A 24184-nucleotide genomic window follows, 5' to 3' on the forward strand; every position below is an offset into this window, starting at 1 on the left:
GCGCACGGCGCACCCTACGATTTTGGAGCAGTTGATGAGCGAACACCTGCATATCGAACGTGAAGGCGGTCTGCTGACCCTGCGCATGCAGCGCCCGGACAAGAAGAATGCCCTGACCCGTGCCATGTACGCCGGTATGGCCGAGGTGCTGGACGAAGCCGAGCGTGACGTCAGCGTGCGCGCGGTACTGCTGACCGGTGGCGAGACGTGCTTTACCAGTGGCAACGATGTGGCTGATTTCATTCAGGCACCGCCTTCTGGCCTGAACAGCGAAGTATTCCAGTTCATGCGCGCCCTGTTCGACTTCAGCAAGCCTGTGGTCGCTGCCGTGGCCGGCCCTGCTGTGGGCATCGGCACCACCTTGTTGCTGCACTGCGACCTGGTTTACGTCAGCCACGATGCGCAGTTGAAAATGCCTTTCGTCAGTCTTGGCCTGTGCCCCGAATACGGTTCCAGCCTGATCCTGCCGCGCCTACTTGGTCATGCGCGAGCCGCCGAATTGCTGCTGCTTGGCCAGGGCTTCAGCGGGGAGCAGGCAGCCGCCTGGGGTATCGCCAATCAGGCACTCGACGGTGGCCGGGCGACCCTGGATGCCGCGCGTGGGGCGGCGCTGCGCTTTCTCGAGCTGGCGCCTTCAGCCGTCGTCGACAGCAAACGCCTGATGCGCGCACCGGGGCGTGAAGAACTGCGCAAGGTGATCGAGGAGGAGGGCGCGCTGTTCGGTCAGCGCCTGCGTTCGCCCGAGGCTATTGAGGCTTTGACGGCATTCATGCAGCGTAGAAAGCCGGATTTCTCTCGCTTTGCATAGGCTGCGCACGCTCCCATAAAGCACAAGGCCGCTCATCGAGCGGCCTTTTGCATTCAGGTTGGGATCACACCATCGGATCACCGACGTGGAGGATCTTCATGGTGTTGGTGCCGCCGGTGCCGTGGTAGCTGTCGCCCTTGGTCAGGATGACCCAGTCACCTGGCTCCACTACGCCGCGTTTGAGCAGCTCGTCCACCGCGGCCTGGCTGACCTTGTTCGCCGGCAGCGAGGCCGGGTCAAACGGCACGGTGTAGACACCGCGGAACAGTGCCACGCGGGCCTGCGCTTCACGGTGCGGGGTGAAGGCGAAGATCGGGATCGAGGAGCGGATGCGCGACATGATTAGCGGGCTGTAGCCGCTCTCGGTCAGGCTGATGATGGCCTTGACGCCCGGGAAGTGGTTGGCGGTGTACATGGTCGCCAGGGCCACGCTCTCGTCGCAGCGCTCGAACTGGCGGCCGATGCGGTGGCTGGATTTCTGGCTGGTCGGATGCTTTTCGGCGCCCAGGCACACGCGGGCCATGGCCTGCACGGCTTCCACCGGATATTCACCCGCAGCGCTCTCGGCCGACAGCATCACTGCGTCGGTGTAGTCCAGCGCGGCGTTGGCCACGTCGGACACTTCGGCGCGGGTCGGCATCGGGCTGTGGATCATCGACTCCATCATCTGCGTGGCGGTGATCACCGCTTTGTTCAGGCGACGGGCGTGGGCGATGATCTTCTTCTGGATGCCGACCAGCTCGGCGTCACCGATTTCCACGGCCAGATCGCCACGGGCGACCATCACCGCGTCACTGGCGCGGATCAGACCGTCCAGGGCTTCGTCATCGGCCACCGCTTCGGCGCGTTCGATCTTGGCTACCAGCCAGGCGCTGCCGCCAGCCTCGGTGAGCAGACGACGGGCGTAGTCCATGTCAGCGGCGTCACGCGGGAAGGACACGGCCAGGTAGTCAAGGTCCATCTCGGCGGCGACCTTGATGTCGGCCTTGTCTTTCTCGGTCAGGGCGGGGGCGGTGAGGCCGCCGCCACGGCGGTTGATGCCCTTGTTGTCGGACAGCGGGCCACCGATCAGCACGCGGCAGTGCAGCTCGTCGGCGCCCTTGAGTTCGACACGCATGACCACACGACCGTCGTCGAGCAGCAGCTCGTCACCTACGTCGCAGTCCTGGATCAGCGCCGGGTAGTCGATGCCGACCACTTCCTGGTTGCCTGCGGTACGCGAGTGGCTGGAGGACAGGCGGAACAGGTCGCCGTCCTTCAGTTCGATGCGCTTGTTCTCGAACTTGGCGATACGGATCTTCGGCCCTTGCAGGTCGCCGAGCAGAGCGACGTGGCGACCGTGCTTGGCGGCGAGTTCGCGGACCAGGGCGGCGCGTGCCTTGTGATCATCCGGCGTGCCATGGGAGAAGTTCAGGCGGGCCACATCCAGGCCGGCGATGATCAGTTGCTCCAGTACTTCCGGCGAGTTGCTGGCCGGGCCCAGGGTGGCGACGATTTTGGTGCGGCGAAAGGTCATGCACGAACTCCCTAGTGAACTATGCCGCGAGGCTACTACGGCGCTCAGCTGTAGTCATTGTTCCTGTGCACTACCCTTTGGCGGGCGGTTTGATCACCAACAGGTCGCATTCGATGCGCTGCAGTACCCGCTCAGCCGTATGACCGATCAGCAGGCTGTCCAGTTGGCCGCGGGCGATGGCGCCCATTACCAGCAGACCAATATTGTGCTCACGCACGAAATGCGGGATGACTTCCTCGGCGAAGCCGTCCAGCAGGTGGGCCTGCCCGGGGTCGATGGCGTGCTGGGCGATCAGCGCGTCGAATGCCTGGCGATGCTCTTGATGGCACTGGGTCACGTAGTCTTCATATTCCTGCGCTACTTCGGCGTCGAACATCAGCGAGCGCGGCAGCGGGGCCTGGGCGTGCAGATAGTGGGCAGTCAGGCCCAGCGTGGTCTGCAGTGTCTGGCTGGCCGTGATCAGTTGATGATCAAGGGCGGCCGGTTTGTCGGCACTGTGCAGAGGGTCGAGCGCGACGCACAGGTTCCTGCCGCGCGGTTCAGCGTCGTGCACCAGCCAGAGCGGCACCGGGCAGCGGCGGATCAGCTGCCAACTGGTGTCGCTGAATAGCAGGCGGCGCAGGGTGCTGCTGGGGTGAGTCGACTTGAACAGAATGTCCGGTTGCAGCGCGGTGACGTGGGCGAGGATTTCTTCATGTCGCCGCTTGCCCCAGCGCACGTCCACTTCGATCCTTAGGCCTTGCTGGATCAGATCGGTAACGCTGGCTGTCAGGTCGTCACGGCGCTGCTGAATGATGCTGTCACGGAGACGCCGGTAAAGATGGCCATCGAGTAGCCCCGCGTCCAGGTTCGGGTGGTAGTCGACCTGCAGCAGGTGAAGCTCGGCCCCCGTCTGGCGTGCCAGCTCGGCGGCACGTAGCAGGGCGGGCTGATCAGCGTGTTCGGTGTCGATGACGACCAACAGTTTGTGCAGTTGCATGGCAGCGTCCTCGGCTGGGTGTTCTGACATTACAGACCCCGGCGCGGCGAACGGCATTGATATGGGTCAGCGTGCGTCCGGATTCAGGGCCAGGTCGAGGTGGCGGGCGGCCTTGGTGTTCAGCTGACCCTCGGGGAACTGCACGAGCAGTCGGCGCAGATAGGCGATGGCCTTGTCGCGGTTGGCGGCCGGGTTGTCCGGGGCCATGTGCATCAGGGCCAACTGGTACAGTGTCTTCTCCTTGATGTCGGCCGGTACATGCGGGTCCGCCAGGCCCAGCATGTAGAGCTGCTCGGCCTCGTCGACCCGGCCTTTGAGCACGGCGCGACGTGACAGCAGGGTCATGTCCGGATCGAGGCTGGGTTTGTACAGGTCGAGATTCTGGCTGGGCTGCCAGTGCGCCAGCAGCTCGCGCGAGGTCTGCTGGATGGGTTCGTCTGCGCGTTGACGGATGCTTTCGATGCGTTGCTCGGCACGGCCTGCGGCCTGGCTGGCGGGAAATTCGTTGAGCACCCGGTAGAAGTAGTTCAGTGCCTTGGCGTCGTCGCGTTGTTCGTTGAAACGGTTCATGTAGACCAGGCCGATCTGGTACAGGGCAATGGCGCGCACCTCGCTGCTCAGTTCGTGGTCGCGGTAGCCGTCCAGATAAAGCGCTTCGGCCTTGTCGCTATGGGCGTCGCGGATGGCCAGGGCACTGTAGGTCAACAGGTCGCCTTCTTCCTCGATGGCCGCCGTCATGCGCTTGCTCTTCAGTGCCTTGTACTCGACCACCTCGTTGGTGGTGACCTGGGCGATGAACAATGGCGTGGTCGGTGCGCAGGCGCCGAGCAGGCAGGCGCCGATGACGAGGGGAAGCAGGCGGAGAAGCGGCATGCAGGCACCTTGACCGGAATGAAGCGATGCCGCGCAGTCTAGTCAGGGCGATGGGTAGCGCCAAGGCGATGGTGGCAAAACCCATCAGAGGTTTGTCGCTGTTCAGTTTTTCCCGCTGCTGTCGATACACTGCTCATTGGAGGACTTGCCCATGCGAACCCTGATCATTCTGGCCGTGGCGCTGTTTGCCACGGGTTGTACCCGTGTCTCGCTCGATCATCATTTGAACAACGCCTATCGCGCCTACAACGAGGGTGATTGCGCCCAGGTTGCGCTGGAGCTGTCGCAGGCCGAGCGCAAGAGTCGTTCGCGCAGCTATCTGCAGCCGGAAATTTCCCTGCTGCGTGGGCAATGCCTGGAGCGCGAAAGTCTGTTCGTCGATGCCGCGCAGACCTATCGCTTCATCATCACTCGCTACCCGGCGAGTGAGTATGCCTACCGTGCTCGTGCTCGACTGCAGACACTCGAGCAGCTTGGTCACTACAACTCCTCAGCGGCAGCCAAGGTCAGCCCTGCCGCGCTGTGAACCTTTGGTCGTTGGTCATTTCTCCAGATGGCAGTGAGGTATAAGCTGGCGCTTGTATCTCATGGAGGATGACCATGCGCCGTTGTTTGTTGATCGCCTTGCTGCTGCCTGTCCTGGCCAGTGCGGAGATTTATCGCTGGACAGACGAGCAGGGGCGGGTGCACTTCGGTCAGCGCCCTGTCGCGGGCGCCGAGCCGGTCGAGGTCAAGCCGCAGGTCATAGAGCGCGACCAACATACGCGCGAGCGTGAAGCGCGCAGTCAGCGTTTCTACGACGCTCGCCGGGAAGAACAGCAGCAGGCCGCCAGTGCCGCCGCAACGCAGCGCCAGGAACGAGCCAACGAGTGCCGTGACCTGCGCCGGCGCTTGGCACAGATCCCCGAAGGTTTCAGCTACTACCGTACGGGTGCTGACGGCAAGCGCATCTACTACAGTGATGAAGAGACGGATACCGCTCGTCGCCAGTTGCGCGATCGTATCGCGCAACGTTGCAGCTAGGGCTGGCCTGGCGGCCTGGAGCGGGCCATACTCAAACACCCTTGTAGCGATTTGCCACTATGCGTAGCCAGCGTCGAATCGAACGCCATCAGTTGCCTTACTACCTGAAGGTGTTCAATCGCATCACCGACAAACCGATGGGATCCATCGGCAATGTCTCTCTGGATGGCCTGATGCTGATCAGCCAGCTGCCATTGCTGGTGGGCGCGCGCTTCGATCTGCGCTTGAAGATTCCTGGCCAGCAAGGTTCGCGTTTCATCGATTTCTCCGCCACGTGCCAGTGGTCCCGCGAGGATGTCACGCCCGGCAGTTATGACTCCGGTTTCGCGCTCGTGGCGCCTCCTGCCGACTATGTCGAGATGGTCGACGCGCTACGTTATTACTTCAGCTTCCACAGTCTGGCAGCGTCGGCCTGAAGGCGGCGCGCTCAATGCACTGCCGGTATTCTTTCCAGGTTGCGCAGGCGCTGACTCAGCTGCAGGCGTAGACCTTCCTCTTCGCACAACAGCAGTGCGTGCTCCAGGTCGTAGCGTTCGCCCTGTGGGCAATCGAGCTTATGGTAGACATCAGCCCGGGCAAGGTGGTCGACGACGCTCGGCGCGCCGAGTTGCAGAACCCGTTCGGCATCCTTGAGTGCTGCGAGTGGATCGTCATGTTGCATGTGCAATTGGCGCAGGTTACGCGACAGGCGCTGCAGCATGCTCCTGGCATCCGCCGTCTGCAGGTGCACGCCAGTGAGTTCGACGTCTGCGCCCAGTTGGCGAGAGAGTTGTTCGCGGCAGTCCCGGGTATACAGGCGGCGCCCGCCGCAAGGGTCGAGCAGATGATCGGCACCGGGTACGCGCAGCATGAAATGGCCGGGGAAGTTCACACCCTGCAGAGGAATTTCCAGGTTGCGTGCCAGTTCCAGGGCAATCAATGCCAGGGACAACGGTTGACCACGGCGCCGTCTCAGCACTTCATGCAGCAGGGCATGACGCGGGCGGGTTACTCCTTCATCGTCTTCCTGGAAATCGAGTTCGGCGAGCCGCCGTAGTAGCGGCTGGGCCAGCTCACGAGCCGGCAGGGCCGGTAACCCGGCACTGACCTGCAGCTGCAGGCTGTGCAGGTCGGACACTAGCTGCGCCGGTTGTACCTGCTGCTCATGCTCTGCGGCTATCCACAGCGCTGCTTCGAACAGGGCGGGTGGGTCACGTTGCAGGCACTGCAGGCAGGCTTGGCGTGGGCTCATCGCATTCTCCGGTGGCTTCTGCTCTTGTAGCTCCAGAACGGCCGCCCGTCCAGTGCGCCTCACCTATACTGAGGCCTGAAGTCAGACCGGGAGCTCGCCCATGTTCAGCATGATGGAAGCCACCCGCCTCGAGGCACTGCATCTGGTTGACGATCCTGTCAGTGGCCTCAAGGCCGTTATCGCCATTCACAACACCCGACTCGGCCCGGCGCTTGGCGGCTGCCGCTATCTGGCCTATCCCGACGAGCAAAGCGCTATCCGTGACGCCATCCGTCTGGCTCAGGGTATGAGCTACAAGGCGGCGCTGGCCGGCATCGAGCACGGTGGCGGCAAGGCGGTGATCATCCGGCCTGCGCATCTGGACAGCCGCGCGGCTCTGTTCGAGGCGTTTGGTCGTTTCATCGAAACCCTCAACGGGCGCTACATCACCGCCGTCGACAGCGGCACCTCCAGCGCCGATATGGATTGCATCGCCCTGCACACTCGTCATGCAACCAGTACGTCCAGCGCAGGTGATCCCTCCGCACATACGGCGCAGGGTGTGTTCACCGGTATACGAGCCACCGCCCAGGCCCGATTGGGCAGCGATGATCTGGACGGTCTGCGGGTTGCCATTCAGGGCTTGGGCAGTGTCGGTTTCGCGCTTGCCGAGGCGTTGCATGCTGCGGGTGCCGAACTGCTGGTCAGCGATCTGGACGCCGGGCGCGTGCAACTGGCGGTCGAGCAACTCGGCGCCCACCCGGTCGCCAGCGAGGCCTTGCTGACCACGCCCTGCGACATTCTCGCGCCTTGTGCGCTCGGCGGCGTATTGAACAGCCAGAGCGTTGGCCATCTGCGTTGCGCCGCAGTCGCCGGGGCGGCCAACAACCAGTTGGCCAGCCCGGAGGTCGCCGACGAGCTGGAGGCCCGTGGCATCCTTTACGCTCCGGATTACGTGCTCAATGCCGGCGGGCTGATCTACGTGGCGTTGCGTCACCGCGATGAGGCGCTGGCGAGCATCACCGCGCATCTGGTGCAGATCAGCCGGCGGTTGACTGAAATCTATGCCCACGCCCAGGCGGAAAAACGCTCGCCCGCGCGAGTCGCCGACCAGCTGGCCGAGCGACTGCTATACGCGACCTAGAGCCGGTTGCCGTGCTCGCGCTGCGGGGCAATACGAAAGACCAGCGCCAGCCCCAGCAGAATAGCCAGCATGCCGACCAGGGCATGTGCGGACAACCGATTGCCCAGCAGCAGGTAATCGAGCACCGCAGTGGTCACTGGCACCAGATAGAACAGGCTGGTGACGTTCACCAGATTGCCGGCCTGAATCAGGCGGTACAACAGCAGTTGCGCACCGACCGAGATCACCAGCCCCATCCACAGCAGTGGCAGCAGCAGCCCGACATCGTACTGCACCCTCCATTCCTGGCTCGGCAACAGCAGCAGGCTGGCCAGCAGGCAAAGACCGTACTGCAGCGGTAATGCCCGCATCGGGCTCTGCTGCAGACTCTTCTGAGCGATGGTGCCAAGGGTGATGCAAAGCAGGGCGCCGAGCGTGAGTACTACACCGGAAATGGGCAGCGTGCTGTTGAGCAGGCTGTCGCTCACGATCAGCGTCAGGCCGGCCAGAGCCGTCAGTAAACCCAGTGCACGCAGAGGCGAGGCGCGCCGCTCCAGCAACAGCAGGGTGAGGATGGGTTGCACGCCCAGCACCGTGGCCAGCACACCGGGTGTGACGCCCTCGTTCAGCGCCAGCATGTAGCAGAGACTGTATCCGCCGATCATCAACAGACCGGCTCTGGCGGTTGGCCAGCGCAAGCCCGCTTGCGGTAGCCAGATACCGGAATGGCCTGCGAGCAATGCCAGAGCCAGGCAGGCCAGGGCAAAGCGCAGAACGAGAAAGGAGAAGGGTGACGCATACTCCAGGCCGAGGCGGGCGAATATTGCGCCACCGGACCAAAGCAGGACGAACAAGGCTGTCGCGCCGTAGCTGGACAGAAGGGTCGAATTGAAACGCATGGTGGAACACCTGTCGATAAATCCGCATGAGCTCCGTACGCACGGGCGCAGCTCGGCAAGGCCGATGAAAACGGAGCGGGAGGTAGCGGGCGTGCCCGCTTAGACGGCGGCCGGCGGAGGGGGAGTGCCGGCGTGACAGGCTGGTGGTGGCGCGCAGCCTTCGGCAGCGACGCTGTAGGCGGCGCTGGCGAAATCGTTGAGGCGATGCGCAGACAGGATCATGAAAACAGGTTCGATACGATGGCAGATGCGCTGAGGCTAGCCTGTGCGACCGGCACGGTCAATCGGCATCGAGCAGGTTCTGGTAGCAGACGGGAGACGTGGGTGGTGACTGTCGTTCCAGCTCGTCTTCGAGAAACTCGGCCAATACCAGGGCGTTGTTGTTGCGCTCATCGCGAGCCGCGTAAAGCAACGTCAGTGTGCCCAGGTTGGCCCAATGCAACAGGCCTTGCCAATGCTCGGGATGGTTGACCAGTTCGCGGCGATAGGCAGTGCGGAAATCTTCGAATGCTGCCGGACGATGACCGAAACGCTTGCGCAGGGCGGTCGATGGCGCTACGTCGGGTAACCAGGCGTCGAGTGGCAGTGCCTCTTTCGCCAGGCCTCGCGGCCACAGGCGGTCGACCAGTACCCGCTTTCCGTCACGGTTTTCGGCGTCCAGATAAACCCGTTTGCAGCGGATCATCGAACTGACTCCTTGCCTGCGGCAACGCTGCACTTGGCGTTGTGCGCGGGCTCGATTAGCGTGAGCGAGGAGGAGTCACCATGGACTATTTCATCATCATCGTCACTACCGCCGCCGGCTTGTACTTTCACTGGTGGCTGTTTCGCCGAATTCGCCAGTGGAGTGACCGTGACCTGGCACTTTCCTTTGCTGAAGGCGACGAGCGAAAGCGTCAGTACATGCTCGAACGACTGCTCCAGGCACAACGAGAGGGCATCAAACGGCGCGAGTTGCCCACCTGGCTGGAGCAGGCTGCAGCGCAGTATCCTACTACCCGCACATCACCCTGAGGCCTCGACCGTCGATGACGGAGAGGCCAGTGGTCGTGATCATTCGCTGGCCGGCTCGACCTCGAGTTCCTCGAGCGCGTCCGGCTGGTTCTTGAAGGCCTTGGCGAATACATCGCGGTTCTTGGCCATGAAAATGCCGAGTTCCTCGCCTTGCTCCTCGTTCAATGACGGCACTGCCTTGTGCAGCACCTCGGTCAGGCGCTCGGCCAGTTCGAGCATCTTGTCGTAACGATCGGCTTCGGCCTTATCCATGAACAAACGCTCCGGGTCGCGATTGCTGCGGTACACCACTTCGACGGCCATTCATCACCTCATCTGCCTTCATGCGTGTTGTCAGAGTGTTACTGGTTTTTTATACAGTTATTGGGAGGATAAAGGACTCGCTGCCGCTTGACCAGTATTGCGTTCATCAGTGTCAGCGCAAATCTCCTGGCGCCCTTTCACGGGCATTGGTCAGGCTGGTTGCAGCTAGGTTCGTGACGAGGAGTAGTGACAGTGTTTTACAAGTGCAATATATTCGCATTCGTTTCTTTTGCACCATGGAACACTCTCTGCGATGGCCCAAACCCTTCCAGGCGATTCCCTTGCCACGCTCTATCGCGGCCATCATGGTTGGCTGCTCGGCTGGCTGCGTCAGCGTCTGGCCTGCCCGCAGCAGGCCGCCGATCTGGCTCAGGACACCTTCGTAAGGGTGCTGGTGAAGGGCGAGGTGCACGCCTTGCACGAACCGCGGGCGTTTCTGGCCACTGTGGCTCGCGGCCTGCTGGTCGATCACTATCGCCGCGCCAGCTTGGAACGAGCCTATCTGGAAGCGTTAGCACAATTACCCGAGCTTGAAGCGCCTTCACCTGAGGCGCAGGCGCTGGTCATGGAGGCACTTGTGGCTATCGATCATTTGCTCGACGGCCTCAAACCAGTGGTACGGGAAGCGTTCCTGCTGTCGCAACTGGATGGCCTGACCTATCCACAAATCGCCGAGCGATTGCAGCTGTCGGTCAGTTCAATTCAGCAATACATGACCCTGGCGTTCACTCATTGTTACCGGGTGGCCTACGCGTGAGTGTGCCGGACGAGGCGGTGCAACAGGCGGTCGCCTGGCGTGTGCGCCTTGCTTCGGGCACGGCGACGCCCCAGGAGTACGCGTTATGCGACGACTGGCGGGCTGCAGACCCACGGCACGAGCAGGCCTGGCAGCGCCTGGAGCAACTTGGTCAGCAGTTTTCCGCTGTCTCGGCGCCGTTGGCCAGGCACGCATTGGCGGGTGCGCAGGTGGATCGCAAGCGGCGCCAGAGCCTCAAGCAGTTGGGGATGTTCGGGGCGCTACTGGCCACCGGTGTGCTCGCTCAACAGCTGCAGCCCTGGCAGCCGTTGCTGGCGCAGCAGCGTACCGGTACGGGCGAGCGACGTCGTTTGCAACTGGAAGACGGCAGCACCTTGTATCTCAACAGCGATACCGCGCTGGATATCCAATACGGTAGTGAGCGCCGGCTTGTCCAGCTGTATCAGGGGGAGATTTTCGTGCAGACCGCGGCCGATCCTGGCGCCCGGCCATTCCTGGTGAGTACTGATCAAGGAGTGTTGCAGGCGCTCGGTACCCGCTTCCAAGTACGCCAACTGGCAGACGCTTGCGAGCTGCAGGTATACCAGGGGGCGGTGCAAGCCAGGCCCAGAGACGGCCAGGCAGAGCGCGTCGAGGCCGGGCAGCGTGTTCGTCTTGGCGCAGGTCGGGTACTCGCATTGGGTGCTGCCGACGTTGATCGCGGACGTTGGGTCGATGGCCTGCTGGTGGCCCATGACATGCCGTTGGCAGACTTTCTTGTTGAGCTTGCACGGCAGCGGCCTGGCTTGTTGCGCTGCGCGCCAGAAGTAGCGCGTTTGCGTATCTCCGGGATTTTCCCTCTGGACGATAGCGACCGTGTGCTGACGATGCTGTCGCGGACCTTGCCGGTAAAGGTGGTCTATCGCACCCGTTATTGGGTCAGCGTACAGGCTGCATGAAAATAATTCGCAAATTCTTTTGCAGCTTTTTCTCGTTCGTACGGCTTTCCTGGCAATCGTTACCTAACGCTATGCCGAAGGAGTCGTCATGCCCTGTCCTGTCCGTCGTTCTTTGCCTTTGACGCGAGCGGTGCGCGCTGCGCTGCTGAGTCTCAGTTTGCCACTGGCCGCTCTACCCTTGGCTACACCGGCCTGGGCTGCACAAACCTATCAGGTCAGCGCTGGCCCTCTTGAGGGAGTGCTCACCGAGTTCGCCCGTCAGTCCGGCGTACTGCTCAGCTTCGATCCGTCGCTGACCCGTGGGCGCACGAGTTCCGGTTTGCAGGGCAACTACTCGCTGGAACAGGGTTTCGCTCAACTACTGGCTGGCAGTGGGCTGCGTGCAGTACTTGACGGGGAGGCCGCTTATCGCCTGGAGCCGGCGCCGCAAGCGACGGTAGACAGTCTGGAGTTGCAGAGCCAGACGGTTACCGGGCAGTCCGTCGAGCGCGCCAATGGGCCGGTCGGAAGCTACGTGGCCAACCGCAGCGCCACCGCGACCAAGACCGATACGCCGTTGTTGGAAACCCCACAGGCGATCAGCGTAATCAGTCGTGAGCAAATGGATGCTCGCGGCGTCACCACACTCGAAGAGGCGCTGCGCTACACCCCGAGTATCAGCGTGCCCTATGGCTTCGACACCCGCTACGACTGGTTCAGCATCCGCGGTTTCGATGCGAAGACCCGAGTGTTTCGTGACGGCCTAGTGCAGCCGACCAGCACCTACGGTCTGCCGCGCCTGGACAGTTGGGCGCTTGAGCGCATCGAGGTGCTACGTGGCCCCGCGTCGGTACTCTATGGCCAGGCCGAGCCCGGAGGCGTGGTCAATCTGGTCAGCAAGCGTCCCGGCGAGACGGCTCACAACGTGGTGCGCGTGCGCGCAGGTAGCGATGACCTGGCGGAGCTGGCCGGTGATTTTACCGGGCCGCTGAATGACGACGGCACGGTGCTCTATCGCGTGGTGATGCTGGGTAATGACGCCAACGCTCAGGTCGACAAGACCGGTATGCAGCGGCAGATGCTGGCGCCGAGTCTGACCTGGCGGCCCAGCGCCGACACTGAGCTGACAGTTCAGGCCGCCTACCAGAAGGATGACGGACGCTACGGCTTCAGCACGCATTTTTCGCCGTACCTGCGTGAAGCCTTCAATCTGCCTTATGACCGTGATCCCGACTTCTTCGACGGCGAGCCGGATTTCAACGACTTCCAACGTAGCTACTACTCTGCCGGTTATCAGCTATCTCACCGTCTCAATGACACCTGGACGCTGCGGCAAAATCTGCGTTACGACGAGACCACCCTTGAATACAGCTACATCAACGCCTATGCCGTGCTTCCGTCCGACGGTCGCACTCTGCTGCGCAGCGCCGGAGTACAGGATGAGCACCTGAGTGGCTGGGGCTTGGACAACCAGGCCGAGGCCAACTTCATCACCGGCAGCGTCGAGCACAAGCTGCTGCTGGGGCTGGACTGGCGCCGCAGCCGCTCTAACGAGACCGCATACTACGGCGCCACCATGCCTACGCTGGATTTGCTCGATCCGCAGTACGGGCGGCCAACACCCTCGCCAGCGGTTGATCGCAAGCAGAGCCTGCTGACCCGTCAGACCGGCCTCTATCTACAGGACCAAATCAAGCTCGGCGAACATTGGAGGCTGTTGCTGGGTGGCCGCTATGACTGGGCGGAGAATGAGACCGACGACGCCTTGCAGGCGGACAGCAAGACCCGCAGTGAAGCGTTCAGCGGTCGTGCGGGACTGGTCTATGTGCTCGACAACGGGCTGGCGCCCTACGTCAGTTATAGCGAATCGTTCAACCCGGTCAGCGGCAGCGATACATCGACCGGCAAGCCTTTCGATCCGGAGCGCGGCAAGCAGTACGAAGTCGGGGTGAAATACCAGCCCGAGGGCTCGCGCAGCTTTGTCAGCCTGGCCTTGTTCGACCTGACCAAGCAGGATTATGTGCTCAGCGACTTCAGCAGTGATCCGGGCCGTACGCTGCGCCGTCAGGTGGGTGAGGTCAACTCGCGGGGCGCCGAACTCGAAGTCCTGGCCAGTCTCGCCGAGGGGCTGGATCTGAGCGCCTTCTACAGTTACACCGACGCCTTTGTCAGCAAGAGCCCCAACCCCTGGGAGAAGGACAGCCGCCTACCACGCACGCCGCGCGACTCGGCTGGCATCTGGCTCGACTACACCCAGCAGAGCGGTGCGCTTAAGGGCGTCGGTGGCGGTATCGGTGTGCGCTACGTCGGCGAGAGCCGATACACCGGACGGAACGCTACCCTGGCGTTTAACCCGGCCTTGGAACCCGTCGTCAGTGTCGAATCTGAAGGCTACAACCTGATTGATGCGAGCCTGCACTATGACGTCGACGGCATGCGCTTGGCGCTCAACGCCAGCAACCTGTTGGACAAGGAATACGACACCTCCTGCAGCGAAGTGACCTGTTACTACGGCTACGGCCGCACTCTGACCGCTAGTGCTAGCTACAGCTGGTGAGTGGCGACGGTCTTGCGTATGAAGATGTTATCCGAGGCAAGCGCCCCAGCAGGGCGCGCCTGCCTGAATACTGATCACTGATAGAAGAGCTGGCCATGAACGAGCAATCATCTCTGACCCGCTGGAGCATTGCTTCACGGATACTGGCCGCGCTGTTCGGCGGATACGCCCTGGCTTACGGCTGCACGGCATTTCTTGCCGTTTACCTGCCATTGGCGCGCCCTGACCGGGTGGTGTTCGCTAGCCTCCTGTGCTTTTTCGTATGGAGCGCTGCTGCGATCTACGTGTTCGCAGCGCGCAGCGCCCTGCGTGCCTGGGTGATGGTGGGCGGGTTGACGCTGTTGTCGTGTCTGGCCGCTTTTCTGCCTGCCGAGTTCGGAGCGCGCCCATGAGCCTGCGTCAATCCATGGCTGGCTTGCATACTTGGGGTGGCTTATTGCCCAGTTGGCTATTGTTCGTGATCCTGTTCAGTGGCACCGTTGCTTGTTTCGACAAGGAGCTGGAACGCTGGATGCGCCCGGCGCTGCATCAACCTCAGACTGCCACGCTCAGTGCCGAGCAATTGCGTGGTTGGCTGAACGCCAACGTGGCGGATGAGTTGCACGCTTTCTGGTTACGTCCACCTAGCGAGCGGACACCATTCTGGCAACTGGCCTGGGAAGTCGAGGGCAACGAGCGTATCGAGCGGCGTGCCTTCGCCCCGCACAGTCTGCAACCCTTGCCCGAAACCCAGGGCGGGGACTTCTTCTTCAAGCTGCACTATGAGCTGCATGGCGGTATGCCCGGGCGCTATCTGGTTGGCCTGGCGGGGATGTTCATGCTGGTGGCGCTGATCTCGGGGGTGATCATTCATCGGCGCATCTTCAAGGACTTCTTTACCCTGCGCCCGGCGGCAAACGGCCAGCGTGCCTGGTTGGATGCGCACAACCTGCTCGGCGTGACCGGCTTGCCCTTCCATCTGGTGCTGGCCTACACCGGCGTGGTGATCTTCGTTGCTTCATACATGCCGGCCGGCGTGCAGGTTGCCTACAAAAGCGACATTGCACACTTCTTCAGTGAAGTCATGGGAGGGTATCACCGCGAGGAGTTGAAGCGTCCGGCACCAGCGCCAGTTTCCCTAGATCTGTTGAGCGAACAGGCACGTGCCCACTGGCAGGGAGGCGAGCTGGGATGGATCAGCGTACATCACCCAGAAGATGCCTCGGCAGTGGTGGAAATACGCCGTGCCGATCGCTCCCACATCGCTAGCCCTGCCGACACCCTGACCTACGATGCAGGCAGCGGCGAACTGCTTCACGAGCAACGTGCGCCGGCTGGCTACAAAACCTATCTGTGGCTGGCAGGGCTGCACATGGCGCAGTTCGGCGGTGCCCTAGTGCGAGGTCTCTACCTGCTGCTGGGGCTTGCCGGATGCGCGATGCTGGTAGCCGGCAGCCGCGTTTGGCTGAGCAAACGCATGGCCCGCGGGGGCGCAGCCATTGGCCTGGTGCGAGCACTCAATGGCGCCGTGTTTGCCGGCCTGCCCCTGGCCAGTCTGGCCCTGTTGTGGGGCAACCGTCTGCTGCCGGAGCAGATGGCGGCCCGCGCCAGTACGGAGGCCTGGGTCTTCACGGTAAGTTGGGTGCTGCTGGCATTCTGGGCCGTGTGGCAGCGCCATCGCCCCAGCTTGCTGCGTCAGCAACTCATCCTTGGCGCGCTTCTGGCTGCAGGGCTGCCCCTGTTGGCGCTTACGACCATGCCGCAGGGCAACCTGTTGGCCAGTCTTGCGCGCGGTGACTGGGCGTTGGCAGGTATCGATCTGTTCCTGCTGTTCATCGGGCTGTCCTGTGCAGCCTGGGCCTGGTACCTAAGGGCCTCTGCGCCCGTGCGTGAACAGCAAGAACCACTCGGGGAGGTGCGCTGATGCTGCTCGCGTATACGTTCGCCTACATAGGCATGCTCGCGCTGTGTCTGGCCATGTCTCGGCATCACAGGTCATTGCTCGGCGGAGAACCGCAGTGTGCACGGCAGCGTGGCCTGCGCCTGGCTGCGGCGATCTGCTTCCTGCTCGCCCTGGGTGTGTGCCATTGGAACGTAGGGGTAGAGATCGGCACGGTGCTGTGGTTGTGCCAGTTGATGCTCGCGGCGTTGCTGCTGGTCGTTCTCCTGGCCTGGCGGCAGCGCTGGGTGTTACCAGCTGCAGCAGCGCTAATGACGGGCGGTATGCTTAGCTGGTGGCTCTGAAGGCGCTGCGGCAAATCGCAGCTGTGTCTTTTCCATGCGTAGCGGCATCATCCTGAAGCTGGTGTTTTTCCTGCATGATCGCTGGGGGCGGGTACTCATTTCGGGTATCCGGGCCGTCATCAGGTTTGGTGGAGAGTTGAAGGATGAATTGGGCTGAGCGCTTGCGCGAAAACATGCACGGTCTGGCGGAGTCGCTGGGCAACCTGCTGATGGAGGCTTTCCATTATCTGGCGCTGTTCGCCATCGGTGCCATCACCGCCTGGGCGGGGGTGATGGCGTTCATCGGCATGCTGGAAAAAGGTCACATCACGGTCGATGACATCCTGCTGCTGTTCATCTACCTGGAGTTGGCGGCCATGGTCGGGATCTACTTCAAGACCAACCACATGCCGATCCGCTTCATGATCTACGTGGCGATCACGGCGCTGACGCGCTTGATGATTTCCGATATTTCCCACACTCATAAACCGAGCTGGGGCGTGGTGATGGTGTCCGGGGCGATTTTGCTGCTGGCGCTGGCGATCCTCGTGGTGCGCTACGCCTCGTCACGTTTTCCGGCGGTAGCCGGACCGGTGCCGCGAGGCAAGGTGCGCAACCGCGAAGATGCCGAGGCAGAGCGCGATGATGCGGCCGACTGAGCCGCATCCTCTACTGTAATGGGGCGAACAGCGCGGCCAGATCCGCTTCGTCTAACTGCCATTGACCCTGGCCGCCGTTACCCAGAACGCCTTCGGCCAGGTTGGCCTTGGCTTGCTGTAGTTGCTGAATCTTCTCTTCGACACTGCCGCGAGCGATCAGCTTGTAAACGAACACCGGCTTGTCCTGGCCGATACGGTAGGCACGATCGCTGGCCTGGGCTTCGGCAGCCGGGTTCCACCAGGGGTCGAAGTGAATCACGGTGTCGGCCGCGGTAAGGTTCAGACCGCTGCCGCCGGCCTTGAGGCTGATCAGGAACACCGGAAACTCGCCGGCCTGGAAGCGTTGCACCGGGGTGCGCCGGTCCTGGGTGCTGCCGGTCAGCTTGGCGTAGGCGATCTTGCGCGCCAGCAGTTCCTGTTCGATCAGCGCCAGCATCGAGGTGAACTGGGAGAACAGCAGCACACGCCGGCCTTCTTCCACCAGTGCCGCGAGCATTTCCAGCAGGGCGCTGAGCTTGCCCGAGTCACTGGCGCTCAGTTCGCCGCCGTCCTCGCCGAGCAGGCGCAGGTCGCAGCAACTCTGGCGCAGGCGCAGCAGGGCTTCGAGAATGACGATATGACTGCGGGCCAGGCCCTGGCGGGCGATTTCGTCGCGCACCTTCTGGTCCATGGCCAGGCGCAGGGTTTCGTAGCGGTCACGCTGCAACTGAGTCATCTCGACCCAATGGGTGATCTCGGTTTTCGGCGGCAATTCGCTGGCGACCTGCTCCTTGGTGCGGCGCAACATGAATGGGCGAATGCGTCCACTCAGGTGGGCCAGACGCTGGGCATCGCCACGCTTCTCGATGGGGGTACGGTAGTCGCGGGTAAAGGCCTTGGCGTCACCCAGCCAGCCGGGCATGAGAAAGTGGAACAGTGACCACAGCTCGCCCAGGTGATTCTCCAGCGGTGTGCCGGTCAGGCACAGGCGCAAATCGGCCTGCACCAGGGCTGCGGCAGTGGCGGCCTTGCTGCGCGGGTTCTTGATGTTCTGCGCTTCGTCGAGAATCAGCAGGCGATAGCGTTGCTGGTTCAGCGCCTTGAGGTCGCGCGGCAGCAAGGCGTAGGTGGTGAGGATCAGGTCGTGCGCGGCGATTTCCTCGAACAGCGCCTTGCGCTTGTTGCCATGCAGGGCCAGTACCCGTAACTGCGGAGTGAAGCGGGCGGCTTCGTCCTGCCAGTTGGGAATCAGGCTGGTGGGCATGACGATCAGCGCGGGCCTGTCGAGGCGTCCGGCCTGCTTCTCGCAGAGAATATGGGCCAGTGTCTGCAGCGTCTTGCCCAGGCCCATGTCATCGGCCAGCACGCCACCCACGCGCAATTCGGCGAGGGTCTGCATCCAGTTCAGCCCCTGCAGTTGGTAGGGGCGCAGTTCGGCCTGCAAGCCTGGCGGTGCCGCAACTTCTCTGACCCTGAGCTGTTGCAGGCGCTGGGCGAAACCGCGTAGTGCTTCGCCGCCCTGCCAACTGAGGGCAGGGTCATGCGCCAGTTCCGCCAGTCGCGCAGCGTCGGCGCGGCCCAGGCGCAGCGGCAGGTGATCCTCGGCCGGATCGCGAAAGTACAGCTCGCCGAGCGTCGCCAGCAGTGGTTTGAGGCGCGCGAAGGGCAGGGCGATGCGCTTGCCACCCTGCGGCAGATTGACCAGCAGACGATCCTCGTCCGTGCGCTGGGCCAGCGCCTCGGGGGTCAGCAGCCAGGGCGTGCGGCGGATGGCCTGCAGTAGGATTGGCAGCAGACTCAGACGCTGGCCGTCCACCTCGATACCGAGCTCCAGGTCGAACCAGTTCTGCTGCGGGTCCTCCTCGACTTCGGCGTACCAGTCATCGACCTCGGCCAGGTTGTACTGGAAATCCGGGCGCATGATGATCTGCCAGCCTTGGGCGCGCAGTTGCGGCAGTTGGTTCTGCACGAATCCAAGCCAGTCGCGTTCACCTTCCAGCTCGAAGGGTTCGCCTGCCTCTACCGGCAGGGCATCGCTCTGGCGCAACGCCACCTGCAGGCCGGTTTGCTCCAGGCGCTTGCGCAGCAGGGCTTCGGCGCCGGCGTCGCGGATGACGCGCAGATTCAACTCGGCGCTGAGGCGCTTGACCAGATCCTTGGCCGGTTTGCCGAAAGCCAGATGCCCGGCGTAATCGAAGGCCAGTGCAGCACGGTGCTGGGTCTGTTCCAGCATGCGCCCCTTGCGTGCATCGAAGTGCACGCGCACGTGGCTGCCAAGCGTCAGTACAGGGCGCGGCTCGACGCCTTCCAGGCGCTGCTCGGCGACTTCCTTGCTCGGCACGATCAGCTCGGACAGGTCGGCGCCGTCCTTCTGCAGGGCCTCCAGAGCGAGCAGGGCAGCGACCACGTGCTTGCAATTGAAGCCGACCGGACAACTGCAGTGGCCGGTCACGCTCCATTTGCGCCCGTAGGGGTGCAGGGTAATGCGCTGCTGGTAGGTCTGGCCTGAGCCCCGGCAGTTCGCCAGGATGCTGTGATCCTTGAGGCTGAGCAGCTTGCTGCGCTTTTCCTCGGCGTAGGCGATGCCGCGGCGCAGGTCACCGGCACCGAACTCGGAGCGCCAGTCTTCCTGACGCAAGTGATGGATATCGAGGGGCATCAGCAGAGCCCCAAGCGGGAAAAGGTTTGACGCATGAGCCGGCCGTGATGATGCAAAGGGATCGATTTTCGCACAGGCGAACCGGCTTGCGCAGGCCCACGGTCGGCTTGTGCCTGCTGCGGCCTACTTTCTTGCCCTGACGCAACCGTAGCGCTGTTCCTTCGATGGCGGATAGCCGTAGAAAGAGGCGTAGCACTTGCTGAAGTGGCTGGGGGAAACGAAGCCGCAGGCCAGGCCGACATCCACGATCGGCAGTTCGGAGTGTTGCAGCAAACGCCGGCTCTCGGTGATGCGCAGCTCCATGTAGTAACGCAGCGGTGTAGTGCCGAGCTGCTCCTGGAACAGCCGTTCGATCTGCCGCGGTGAACGGCCGGCGTATTGGGCGAGCTGAGCGACGGTCAATGGCTCTTCGATGTTCGCCGCCATGAGGTTGATCACCTCGCGCAACGGCTCGCTCATCTTCTCGTGCAGTGCAGGTCGTGCCCGGCGGTAGCGCGATTCTTCGAAGGCCAGGATGTCGACCACGGCATCGACCAGGCTGCGTCCATAACGCTGGTTGATCCACTCCAGCACCATGTTGAAGGCGCCGGTGGGGCTGGCTGCGGTGAGCCGGTCGCGGTCGACGATGTAGCTTTCGCTGGTGACCTGGCTGTCCTTGGCGATCTCGGCCAGGGCCGCGCGATGTTCCGGGTGAATGGTGCAGCGGTAGCCATCGAGCACGCCGGCGCGGGCGAGAAACCAGGCGCCGTTCCACAATCCGGCCAGGGCGATGCCCTTGTGCTGCGCCTGTTTCAGCAACTGACCGAGTGCCGGCATTTCCAGGAGCGGCGTGCGCAGGCCGCCGCACAGGACCAACAGGTCCAGCTCCGCGAAGCGCTCGCTGGTCAGTGACGCGTCGGGACAGATGACCAGGCCCAGGTCACTGGTGACCGAACCGCCATCGAGGCTGAAGGTTCGTGTGTCAAAGGCCCCTTTGCGAATGAGATTGGCCGTGATCAGCGTGTCGAGTGCCTGGGTGAAGGCTGGCAGAGAGAAGTGCTCGAGCAGCATGAAACCGACGCGCGAACGCTGTGACGTTTCGGCCTTGTCGCCGATGAAACGCACGTTCTGACCCTGCATGGCCTCGCTGAACTGTCTTCTGGTAACCAATCGCGACCTCATCATGCTCTTGTGCAGGCACCGTGCGGTACCTCTCTCTTATGTCGAGCACTATACCTGCAGTCGGCGGATCAGGTTCGTTCGAAAGCCTGACGATAGCGACTGGGTGTGTCGCCGAGGGCCTGACGGAAACGGTTGCTGAAGTGGCTGGCGCTGGCAAAGCCACAGGCCAGCGCCACTTCCGACAGGCTCTGGCGGGTGCTTCTGAGCAGGTGGCAGGCCAGCGCGAGACGGCGTGCCAGCACGTAGCGGTGGGGCGGCAAGCCGAAGCTGCTCTGGAACATGCGCGCGAAATGATAGGCCGAGAGGCTGCAGAGCCCGGCCAGAAGATCCAGTGAAAGCGGTTCGCAGAGGTTCTGCTCGATGTAGTCACGCACGCGCCGACGTACCACCGGCGCCAGTCCGCCTTTCAGGTGCAGCCCCTGGCGCAGGCCAACCTGATGCAGCAGGGCATGGTCGAGCAGCTCATGCGCGAGACTGCTGGCCAGCAGGCGTTCGCCCGGCTCCTGCCAGTCGAGCTGGCAGAGCTGGCGAAAGCGGCTGGCCTGCTCGGCATCTTCGAGAAAGGTCGCCTCTTGCAGTTGCAGGCTGCGTGGCTCGCGGTCGAGCAGGGCGACGGCACCGAGGGCGAAGCGTTCCTGCTCGATATACAGGTGCGCGAGCTGGATTTCGCCGTTGATGATCCAGGCGGACTCATGCTCGGCGGGTAGAATGCACAGCTTGTCCGGCGCGCCCCTGTGGCCAGGTTGCTCGCGGCGGAAGGTGCCGGTGCCGCCGGCCAGGTAGCACGACAGGGTGTGATGGCTGGGGGCGAGGTAGTCACGCGCATCATGGGCATTGCTCCAGCGTGCCACGGACAGGCCATTGCCCAGTTCGGCCATGGCATGCAGCTGCGCGTTGGGCGAGCTGCTCATGCTCTGGAATACCTGCAGATGTTCGAATTGCGCCATCGTTCTCTCCCGAATGCAGCCATGCTACGCCTGCTGACCGGCAAAACCAGCCGCGACGAAAAAAATGCGCAAGTTTGCGCAAATTCGGGGTCGTAATCTCTGGAGCGCTTTTGACGGGTGCCTGATTTATTTGCGTCAACCCACGGCGCGACGCAGGGACTCGGAGTATCGTGGCGACCATTCCAACAATGATTCGCATCCCGGATGCCATTCTCGATGAAATACCTGCGCCAGTTCGCTCTTGCCTCCTTGTTGATCTCTCCCAGCCTGTTGGCTGCTGCCCCCTCCATCGATGACAAGTCAGTCTTCATCGACGATCTCGTCAAGCGCATGACCCTGGAGGAAAAGGTTGGCCAGCTGCGCCTGATCAGCATCGGCGGCGACATGCCGCGCGAGCGCATCCGCGAGGAGATGGCGGCCGGTCGCATCGGCGCCACCTTCAACTCGGTGGTGCGCCCGGAGAACCGGCCGATGCAGGAGGCAGCGCTGCGTAGCCGCCTGGGCATCCCGGTATTCTTCGCCTACGACATCATTCATGGCCATCGCACTACCTTTCCCATCGGTCTGGGCCTGGCCTCTAGCTGGGACATCCCGGCGATCGAGAACAGCGCGCGGATCGCTGCGCTGGAGGCCAGCGCCGACGGCCTCGACATGACCTTCGCGCCGACCGTCGATATCTCCCGCGATCCCCGCTGGGGGCGTACCTCCGAGGGCTTCGGTGAAGACCCTTATCTGGTCTCGCGTATCGCCGCGGCCATGGTGCGCGGCTATCAGGGCGATGATCCCAGTGACCCGCAACGGATCATGGCCAGTGTCAAACACTTTGCCCTGTATGGCGCGGTGGAAGGCGGGCGCGACTACAACGTGGTCGACATGAGCCCGATGCGCATGTACCAGGATTACCTGCCGCCGTATCGCGCGGCCATCGATGCTGGCGCGGGCGGGGTGATGGTGGCTTTGAACGCCATCAACGGCGTGCCGGCCTCGGTCAACACCTGGCTGCTGCGCGACCTGTTGCGTCGTGACTGGGGTTTCAAGGGCGTGGCGCTGAGCGACCACGGCGCGATCACCGAACTGTTGCGTCACGGCGTGGCCAGCGATGGTCGCGAGGCGGCGCGCCTGGCCATCAGTGCGGGCGTTGGCATGAGCATGGCCGACACCCTCTACGATAAGGAACTGCCAGACCTGGTGCGCAGCGGCGCGGTGCCGCAGAGCGTGCTGGATGAGGCGGTCACTCACGTGCTCAACACCAAGTACGATCTGGGCCTGTTCCATGATCCGTTCCGCCGTATCGGCCGGGCCGAGGATGATCCTGCCGACGTCAACGCCGAGAGCCGTCTGCACCGTGCCGATGCGCGGGCCATGGCACGCGACTCGCTGGTGCTGCTGGAAAACCACGGCGATACCCTGCCGCTGAGCAAGAAAACCACCGTCGCCCTGATCGGTCCGCTGGCCGACTCGCCGGTGGACATGCTCGGCAGCTGGTCGGCGGTCGGAGTGGCCGAGCAGGCGGTGACGTTGCGCAAGGGCATGGAAGCGGCGCTCGAAGGACAGGGCAAACTGCTCTACGCGCTGGGCGCCAATGTCACCGACGATGCCCATGTGATCGATTACCTCAACCAGCTCAACTGGGATCGCCCAGAGGTCGTGCCGGACAAGCGCACACCCCAGGCGCTGCTGGAGGAGGCCGTGCGCGTGGCAAATCAGGCCGATGTCATCGTCGCCGCGGTCGGTGAAGCGCGGGGTATGAGCCACGAGTCGTCCAGCCGTACGCGCCTGGACCTGCCGGACAGCCAGCAAGCGCTGCTGCGCGCGCTGAAGGCGACCGGCAAGCCGCTGGTGCTGGTGCTGATGAATGGCCGGCCGCTGGCGCTGAGCTGGGAGAAGGACAACGCCGATGCGATGCTGGAAACCTGGTACAGCGGTATCGAAGGCGGCAATGCCATCGCCGATGTGTTGTTCGGTGAGCACAATCCGGCGGGCAAGCTGCCGATCAGCTTTCCACGCTCGGTTGGGCAGATCCCGACCTACTACAACCATTTGCGTCTGGGCCGCCCTTATACGCCCGGCACACCAGGCAACTACACGTCGCAATACTTCGAAGAGCCCAACGGCCCGCTCTATCCATTCGGTTACGGCCTGAGCTACAGCGAGTTTCAGCTGGCGAAGCCCAAACTCTCCGCCGAGCGCATGCTGGCCGGTGAAAAGATTCGCGTCAGCACAACGCTGAAAAACACCGGGCCACGGGCGGGTGCGACTGTCGTGCAGTTGTACCTGCATGACGAGGCCGCCTCGGTGATCCGTCCGGTGAAGGAACTCAAGGATTTTCGCAGGGTCAAGCTTGAGGCAGGCGAGGCACGCGAACTGAGCTTCGAGATCGATGAAAGCATGCTGCGTTTCTTCGATGCCAGCCTGCAGCAAGTCAGCGAGCCAGGTGCCTTCCGTGTCCAGCTGGGGCTGGATTCGGAGAGCGTGCAGGAGGCGCGTTTCGAACTGTTGCCACACCAATGAAGGGGTGGCCCAAGGAGGCGGAAAATATACTCGCGCGAGCACCTGTGCCGGACTTCACGATCTGGTAATAATGCGCAGAAAGAATCC

General features: G+C 62.9%; 24 protein-coding genes. 14 read left to right on the plus strand and 10 right to left on the minus strand.

Annotated elements, in window-relative coordinates; genetic code table 11:
- The first annotated feature begins 34 nt into the window (after positions 1-34).
- Positions 35-808: an enoyl-CoA hydratase gene (locus ACJRW5_RS06725; RefSeq protein ID WP_484569756.1), complete on the plus strand. Its 774-nt coding sequence runs from the start codon at positions 35-37 to the stop codon at positions 806-808.
- Between the two features lie 64 nt (positions 809-872).
- On the opposite strand, the gene pyk is transcribed toward ACJRW5_RS06725, so the two are convergent.
- The 3 genes from pyk to ACJRW5_RS06740 form a co-directional block, all read right to left on the minus strand.
- The gene (gene pyk / locus ACJRW5_RS06730; RefSeq protein WP_484569757.1) at positions 873-2324 is read right to left on the minus strand and encodes a pyruvate kinase; all 1452 of its coding nucleotides are present in this window, start codon (positions 2322-2324) and stop codon (positions 873-875) included.
- A 70-nt stretch (positions 2325-2394) separates the two neighbouring features.
- Positions 2395-3303: a universal stress protein gene (locus tag ACJRW5_RS06735; RefSeq protein ID WP_484569758.1), complete on the minus strand. Its 909-nt coding sequence runs from the start codon at positions 3301-3303 to the stop codon at positions 2395-2397.
- A 66-nt stretch (positions 3304-3369) separates the two neighbouring features.
- Positions 3370-4176: a tetratricopeptide repeat protein gene (locus tag ACJRW5_RS06740; protein WP_484569759.1), complete on the minus strand. Its 807-nt coding sequence runs from the start codon at positions 4174-4176 to the stop codon at positions 3370-3372.
- Between the two features lie 151 nt (positions 4177-4327).
- Here ACJRW5_RS06740 and ACJRW5_RS06745 point away from each other — a divergent pair, with 151 nt between their 5' ends.
- The 3 genes from ACJRW5_RS06745 (at position 4328) to ACJRW5_RS06755 (ending at position 5615) form a co-directional block, all read left to right on the plus strand.
- Positions 4328-4702 (plus strand): tetratricopeptide repeat protein, encoded by a 375-nt coding sequence (locus ACJRW5_RS06745; RefSeq protein ID WP_484569760.1) that lies wholly within the window; start codon positions 4328-4330, stop codon positions 4700-4702.
- A gap of 74 nt (positions 4703-4776) precedes the next feature.
- On the plus strand, positions 4777-5199 hold the full coding sequence (locus ACJRW5_RS06750) for a DUF4124 domain-containing protein (RefSeq protein WP_484569761.1): 423 nt from the start codon (positions 4777-4779) through the stop codon (positions 5197-5199).
- A 59-nt stretch (positions 5200-5258) separates the two neighbouring features.
- Positions 5259-5615, plus strand: coding sequence for a PilZ domain-containing protein (locus ACJRW5_RS06755; RefSeq protein ID WP_484569762.1), 357 nt, complete (start codon positions 5259-5261; stop codon positions 5613-5615).
- A gap of 11 nt (positions 5616-5626) precedes the next feature.
- On the opposite strand, the gene ACJRW5_RS06760 is transcribed toward ACJRW5_RS06755, so the two are convergent.
- Positions 5627-6430 carry a SirB1 family protein gene (locus ACJRW5_RS06760; RefSeq protein ID WP_484569763.1) on the minus strand — a complete coding sequence of 268 codons (804 nt, stop codon included), beginning with the start codon at positions 6428-6430 and terminating at the stop codon, positions 5627-5629.
- 100 nt (positions 6431-6530) lie between these two features.
- On the opposite strand from ACJRW5_RS06760, the gene ACJRW5_RS06765 reads away from it, so the two are divergent.
- Positions 6531-7553, plus strand: a complete 1023-nt coding sequence (locus ACJRW5_RS06765; RefSeq protein WP_484569764.1) for a Leu/Phe/Val dehydrogenase — start codon at positions 6531-6533, stop codon at positions 7551-7553.
- Here ACJRW5_RS06765 and ACJRW5_RS06770 read toward each other — a convergent pair.
- Both ACJRW5_RS06770 and ACJRW5_RS06775 read right to left on the minus strand, forming a co-directional pair.
- Positions 7550-8431: a DMT family transporter gene (locus ACJRW5_RS06770; RefSeq protein WP_484569765.1), complete on the minus strand. Its 882-nt coding sequence runs from the start codon at positions 8429-8431 to the stop codon at positions 7550-7552. The genes ACJRW5_RS06765 and ACJRW5_RS06770 overlap by 4 nt on opposite strands.
- A 280-nt stretch (positions 8432-8711) precedes the next feature.
- Entirely contained in the window at positions 8712-9116 is a 405-nt protein-coding gene (locus ACJRW5_RS06775) for a DUF488 domain-containing protein (RefSeq protein WP_484569766.1), read from the minus strand.
- A gap of 80 nt (positions 9117-9196) precedes the next feature.
- Here ACJRW5_RS06775 and ACJRW5_RS06780 point away from each other — a divergent pair, with 80 nt between their 5' ends.
- A complete protein-coding gene (locus ACJRW5_RS06780) occupies positions 9197-9445 on the plus strand; it encodes a hypothetical protein (RefSeq protein ID WP_484569767.1) in 249 nt (82 codons plus the stop codon).
- Between the two features lie 39 nt (positions 9446-9484).
- Here the strand turns inward: ACJRW5_RS06780 and ACJRW5_RS06785 are convergent, their stop codons facing one another.
- A complete protein-coding gene (locus tag ACJRW5_RS06785; RefSeq protein ID WP_484569768.1) occupies positions 9485-9748 on the minus strand; it encodes a YebG family protein in 264 nt (87 codons plus the stop codon).
- Between the two features lie 253 nt (positions 9749-10001).
- Here ACJRW5_RS06785 and ACJRW5_RS06790 point away from each other — a divergent pair, with 253 nt between their 5' ends.
- From ACJRW5_RS06790 to ACJRW5_RS06820, 7 genes are all read left to right on the plus strand, one after another.
- The gene (locus ACJRW5_RS06790; RefSeq protein WP_484569769.1) at positions 10002-10505 is read left to right on the plus strand and encodes a sigma-70 family RNA polymerase sigma factor; all 504 of its coding nucleotides are present in this window, start codon (positions 10002-10004) and stop codon (positions 10503-10505) included.
- Entirely contained in the window at positions 10502-11443 is a 942-nt protein-coding gene (locus tag ACJRW5_RS06795; protein ID WP_484569770.1) for a FecR domain-containing protein, read from the plus strand. Before ACJRW5_RS06790 ends, ACJRW5_RS06795 begins: the two co-directional genes overlap by 4 nt.
- Positions 11444-11531: 88 nt before the next feature.
- Positions 11532-13979 carry a TonB-dependent siderophore receptor gene (locus ACJRW5_RS06800; protein ID WP_484569771.1) on the plus strand — a complete coding sequence of 816 codons (2448 nt, stop codon included), beginning with the start codon at positions 11532-11534 and terminating at the stop codon, positions 13977-13979.
- A gap of 95 nt (positions 13980-14074) precedes the next feature.
- On the plus strand, positions 14075-14371 hold the full coding sequence (locus tag ACJRW5_RS06805; protein WP_484569772.1) for a DUF3649 domain-containing protein: 297 nt from the start codon (positions 14075-14077) through the stop codon (positions 14369-14371).
- Positions 14368-15882: a PepSY-associated TM helix domain-containing protein gene (locus ACJRW5_RS06810; protein ID WP_484569773.1), complete on the plus strand. Its 1515-nt coding sequence runs from the start codon at positions 14368-14370 to the stop codon at positions 15880-15882. Before ACJRW5_RS06805 ends, ACJRW5_RS06810 begins: the two co-directional genes overlap by 4 nt.
- Positions 15882-16202, plus strand: a complete 321-nt coding sequence (locus ACJRW5_RS06815) for a DUF3325 domain-containing protein (RefSeq protein WP_484569774.1) — start codon at positions 15882-15884, stop codon at positions 16200-16202. Before ACJRW5_RS06810 ends, ACJRW5_RS06815 begins: the two co-directional genes overlap by 1 nt.
- A 143-nt stretch (positions 16203-16345) precedes the next feature.
- Complete coding sequence (locus tag ACJRW5_RS06820; protein ID WP_484569775.1) at positions 16346-16840, plus strand: phosphate-starvation-inducible protein PsiE; 495 nt, start codon at positions 16346-16348, stop codon at positions 16838-16840.
- A 10-nt stretch (positions 16841-16850) separates the two neighbouring features.
- Here the strand turns inward: ACJRW5_RS06820 and ACJRW5_RS06825 are convergent, their stop codons facing one another.
- The 3 genes from ACJRW5_RS06825 to ACJRW5_RS06835 form a co-directional block, all read right to left on the minus strand.
- Positions 16851-19478, minus strand: coding sequence for a DEAD/DEAH box helicase (locus ACJRW5_RS06825; protein ID WP_484569776.1), 2628 nt, complete (start codon positions 19476-19478; stop codon positions 16851-16853).
- Positions 19479-19601: 123 nt separating this feature from the next.
- A complete protein-coding gene (locus tag ACJRW5_RS06830; RefSeq protein ID WP_484569777.1) occupies positions 19602-20639 on the minus strand; it encodes a GlxA family transcriptional regulator in 1038 nt (345 codons plus the stop codon).
- Between the two features lie 68 nt (positions 20640-20707).
- Positions 20708-21586: a helix-turn-helix domain-containing protein gene (locus tag ACJRW5_RS06835; RefSeq protein ID WP_484569778.1), complete on the minus strand. Its 879-nt coding sequence runs from the start codon at positions 21584-21586 to the stop codon at positions 20708-20710.
- 216 nt (positions 21587-21802) lie between these two features.
- On the opposite strand from ACJRW5_RS06835, the gene bglX reads away from it, so the two are divergent.
- Complete coding sequence (gene bglX / locus ACJRW5_RS06840; RefSeq protein WP_484569779.1) at positions 21803-24097, plus strand: beta-glucosidase BglX; 2295 nt, start codon at positions 21803-21805, stop codon at positions 24095-24097.
- The last annotated feature ends 87 nt before the right edge of the window (positions 24098-24184 follow it).

Source organism: Pseudomonas pichavaramensis (assembly GCF_050473265.1).
Lineage (GTDB): Bacteria > Pseudomonadota > Gammaproteobacteria > Pseudomonadales > Pseudomonadaceae > Aquipseudomonas.

Coding starts and splice junctions, on each gene's coding strand:
- ACJRW5_RS06725 (WP_484569756.1), top strand. CDS start 35: ATGAGCGAACACCTGCATATCGAACGTGAAGGCGGTCTGCTGACCCTG.
- pyk (WP_484569757.1), bottom strand. CDS start 2,324: ATGACCTTTCGCCGCACCAAAATCGTCGCCACCCTGGGCCCGGCCAGC.
- ACJRW5_RS06735 (WP_484569758.1), bottom strand. CDS start 3,303: ATGCAACTGCACAAACTGTTGGTCGTCATCGACACCGAACACGCTGAT.
- ACJRW5_RS06740 (WP_484569759.1), bottom strand. CDS start 4,176: ATGCCGCTTCTCCGCCTGCTTCCCCTCGTCATCGGCGCCTGCCTGCTC.
- ACJRW5_RS06745 (WP_484569760.1), top strand. CDS start 4,328: ATGCGAACCCTGATCATTCTGGCCGTGGCGCTGTTTGCCACGGGTTGT.
- ACJRW5_RS06750 (WP_484569761.1), top strand. CDS start 4,777: ATGCGCCGTTGTTTGTTGATCGCCTTGCTGCTGCCTGTCCTGGCCAGT.
- ACJRW5_RS06755 (WP_484569762.1), top strand. CDS start 5,259: ATGCGTAGCCAGCGTCGAATCGAACGCCATCAGTTGCCTTACTACCTG.
- ACJRW5_RS06760 (WP_484569763.1), bottom strand. CDS start 6,430: ATGAGCCCACGCCAAGCCTGCCTGCAGTGCCTGCAACGTGACCCACCC.
- ACJRW5_RS06765 (WP_484569764.1), top strand. CDS start 6,531: ATGTTCAGCATGATGGAAGCCACCCGCCTCGAGGCACTGCATCTGGTT.
- ACJRW5_RS06770 (WP_484569765.1), bottom strand. CDS start 8,431: ATGCGTTTCAATTCGACCCTTCTGTCCAGCTACGGCGCGACAGCCTTG.
- ACJRW5_RS06775 (WP_484569766.1), bottom strand. CDS start 9,116: ATGATCCGCTGCAAACGGGTTTATCTGGACGCCGAAAACCGTGACGGA.
- ACJRW5_RS06780 (WP_484569767.1), top strand. CDS start 9,197: ATGGACTATTTCATCATCATCGTCACTACCGCCGCCGGCTTGTACTTT.
- ACJRW5_RS06785 (WP_484569768.1), bottom strand. CDS start 9,748: ATGGCCGTCGAAGTGGTGTACCGCAGCAATCGCGACCCGGAGCGTTTG.
- ACJRW5_RS06790 (WP_484569769.1), top strand. CDS start 10,002: ATGGCCCAAACCCTTCCAGGCGATTCCCTTGCCACGCTCTATCGCGGC.
- ACJRW5_RS06800 (WP_484569771.1), top strand. CDS start 11,532: ATGCCCTGTCCTGTCCGTCGTTCTTTGCCTTTGACGCGAGCGGTGCGC.
- ACJRW5_RS06805 (WP_484569772.1), top strand. CDS start 14,075: ATGAACGAGCAATCATCTCTGACCCGCTGGAGCATTGCTTCACGGATA.
- ACJRW5_RS06810 (WP_484569773.1), top strand. CDS start 14,368: ATGAGCCTGCGTCAATCCATGGCTGGCTTGCATACTTGGGGTGGCTTA.
- ACJRW5_RS06815 (WP_484569774.1), top strand. CDS start 15,882: ATGCTGCTCGCGTATACGTTCGCCTACATAGGCATGCTCGCGCTGTGT.
- ACJRW5_RS06820 (WP_484569775.1), top strand. CDS start 16,346: ATGAATTGGGCTGAGCGCTTGCGCGAAAACATGCACGGTCTGGCGGAG.
- ACJRW5_RS06825 (WP_484569776.1), bottom strand. CDS start 19,478: ATGCCCCTCGATATCCATCACTTGCGTCAGGAAGACTGGCGCTCCGAG.
- ACJRW5_RS06830 (WP_484569777.1), bottom strand. CDS start 20,639: ATGAGGTCGCGATTGGTTACCAGAAGACAGTTCAGCGAGGCCATGCAG.
- ACJRW5_RS06835 (WP_484569778.1), bottom strand. CDS start 21,586: ATGGCGCAATTCGAACATCTGCAGGTATTCCAGAGCATGAGCAGCTCG.
- bglX (WP_484569779.1), top strand. CDS start 21,803: ATGAAATACCTGCGCCAGTTCGCTCTTGCCTCCTTGTTGATCTCTCCC.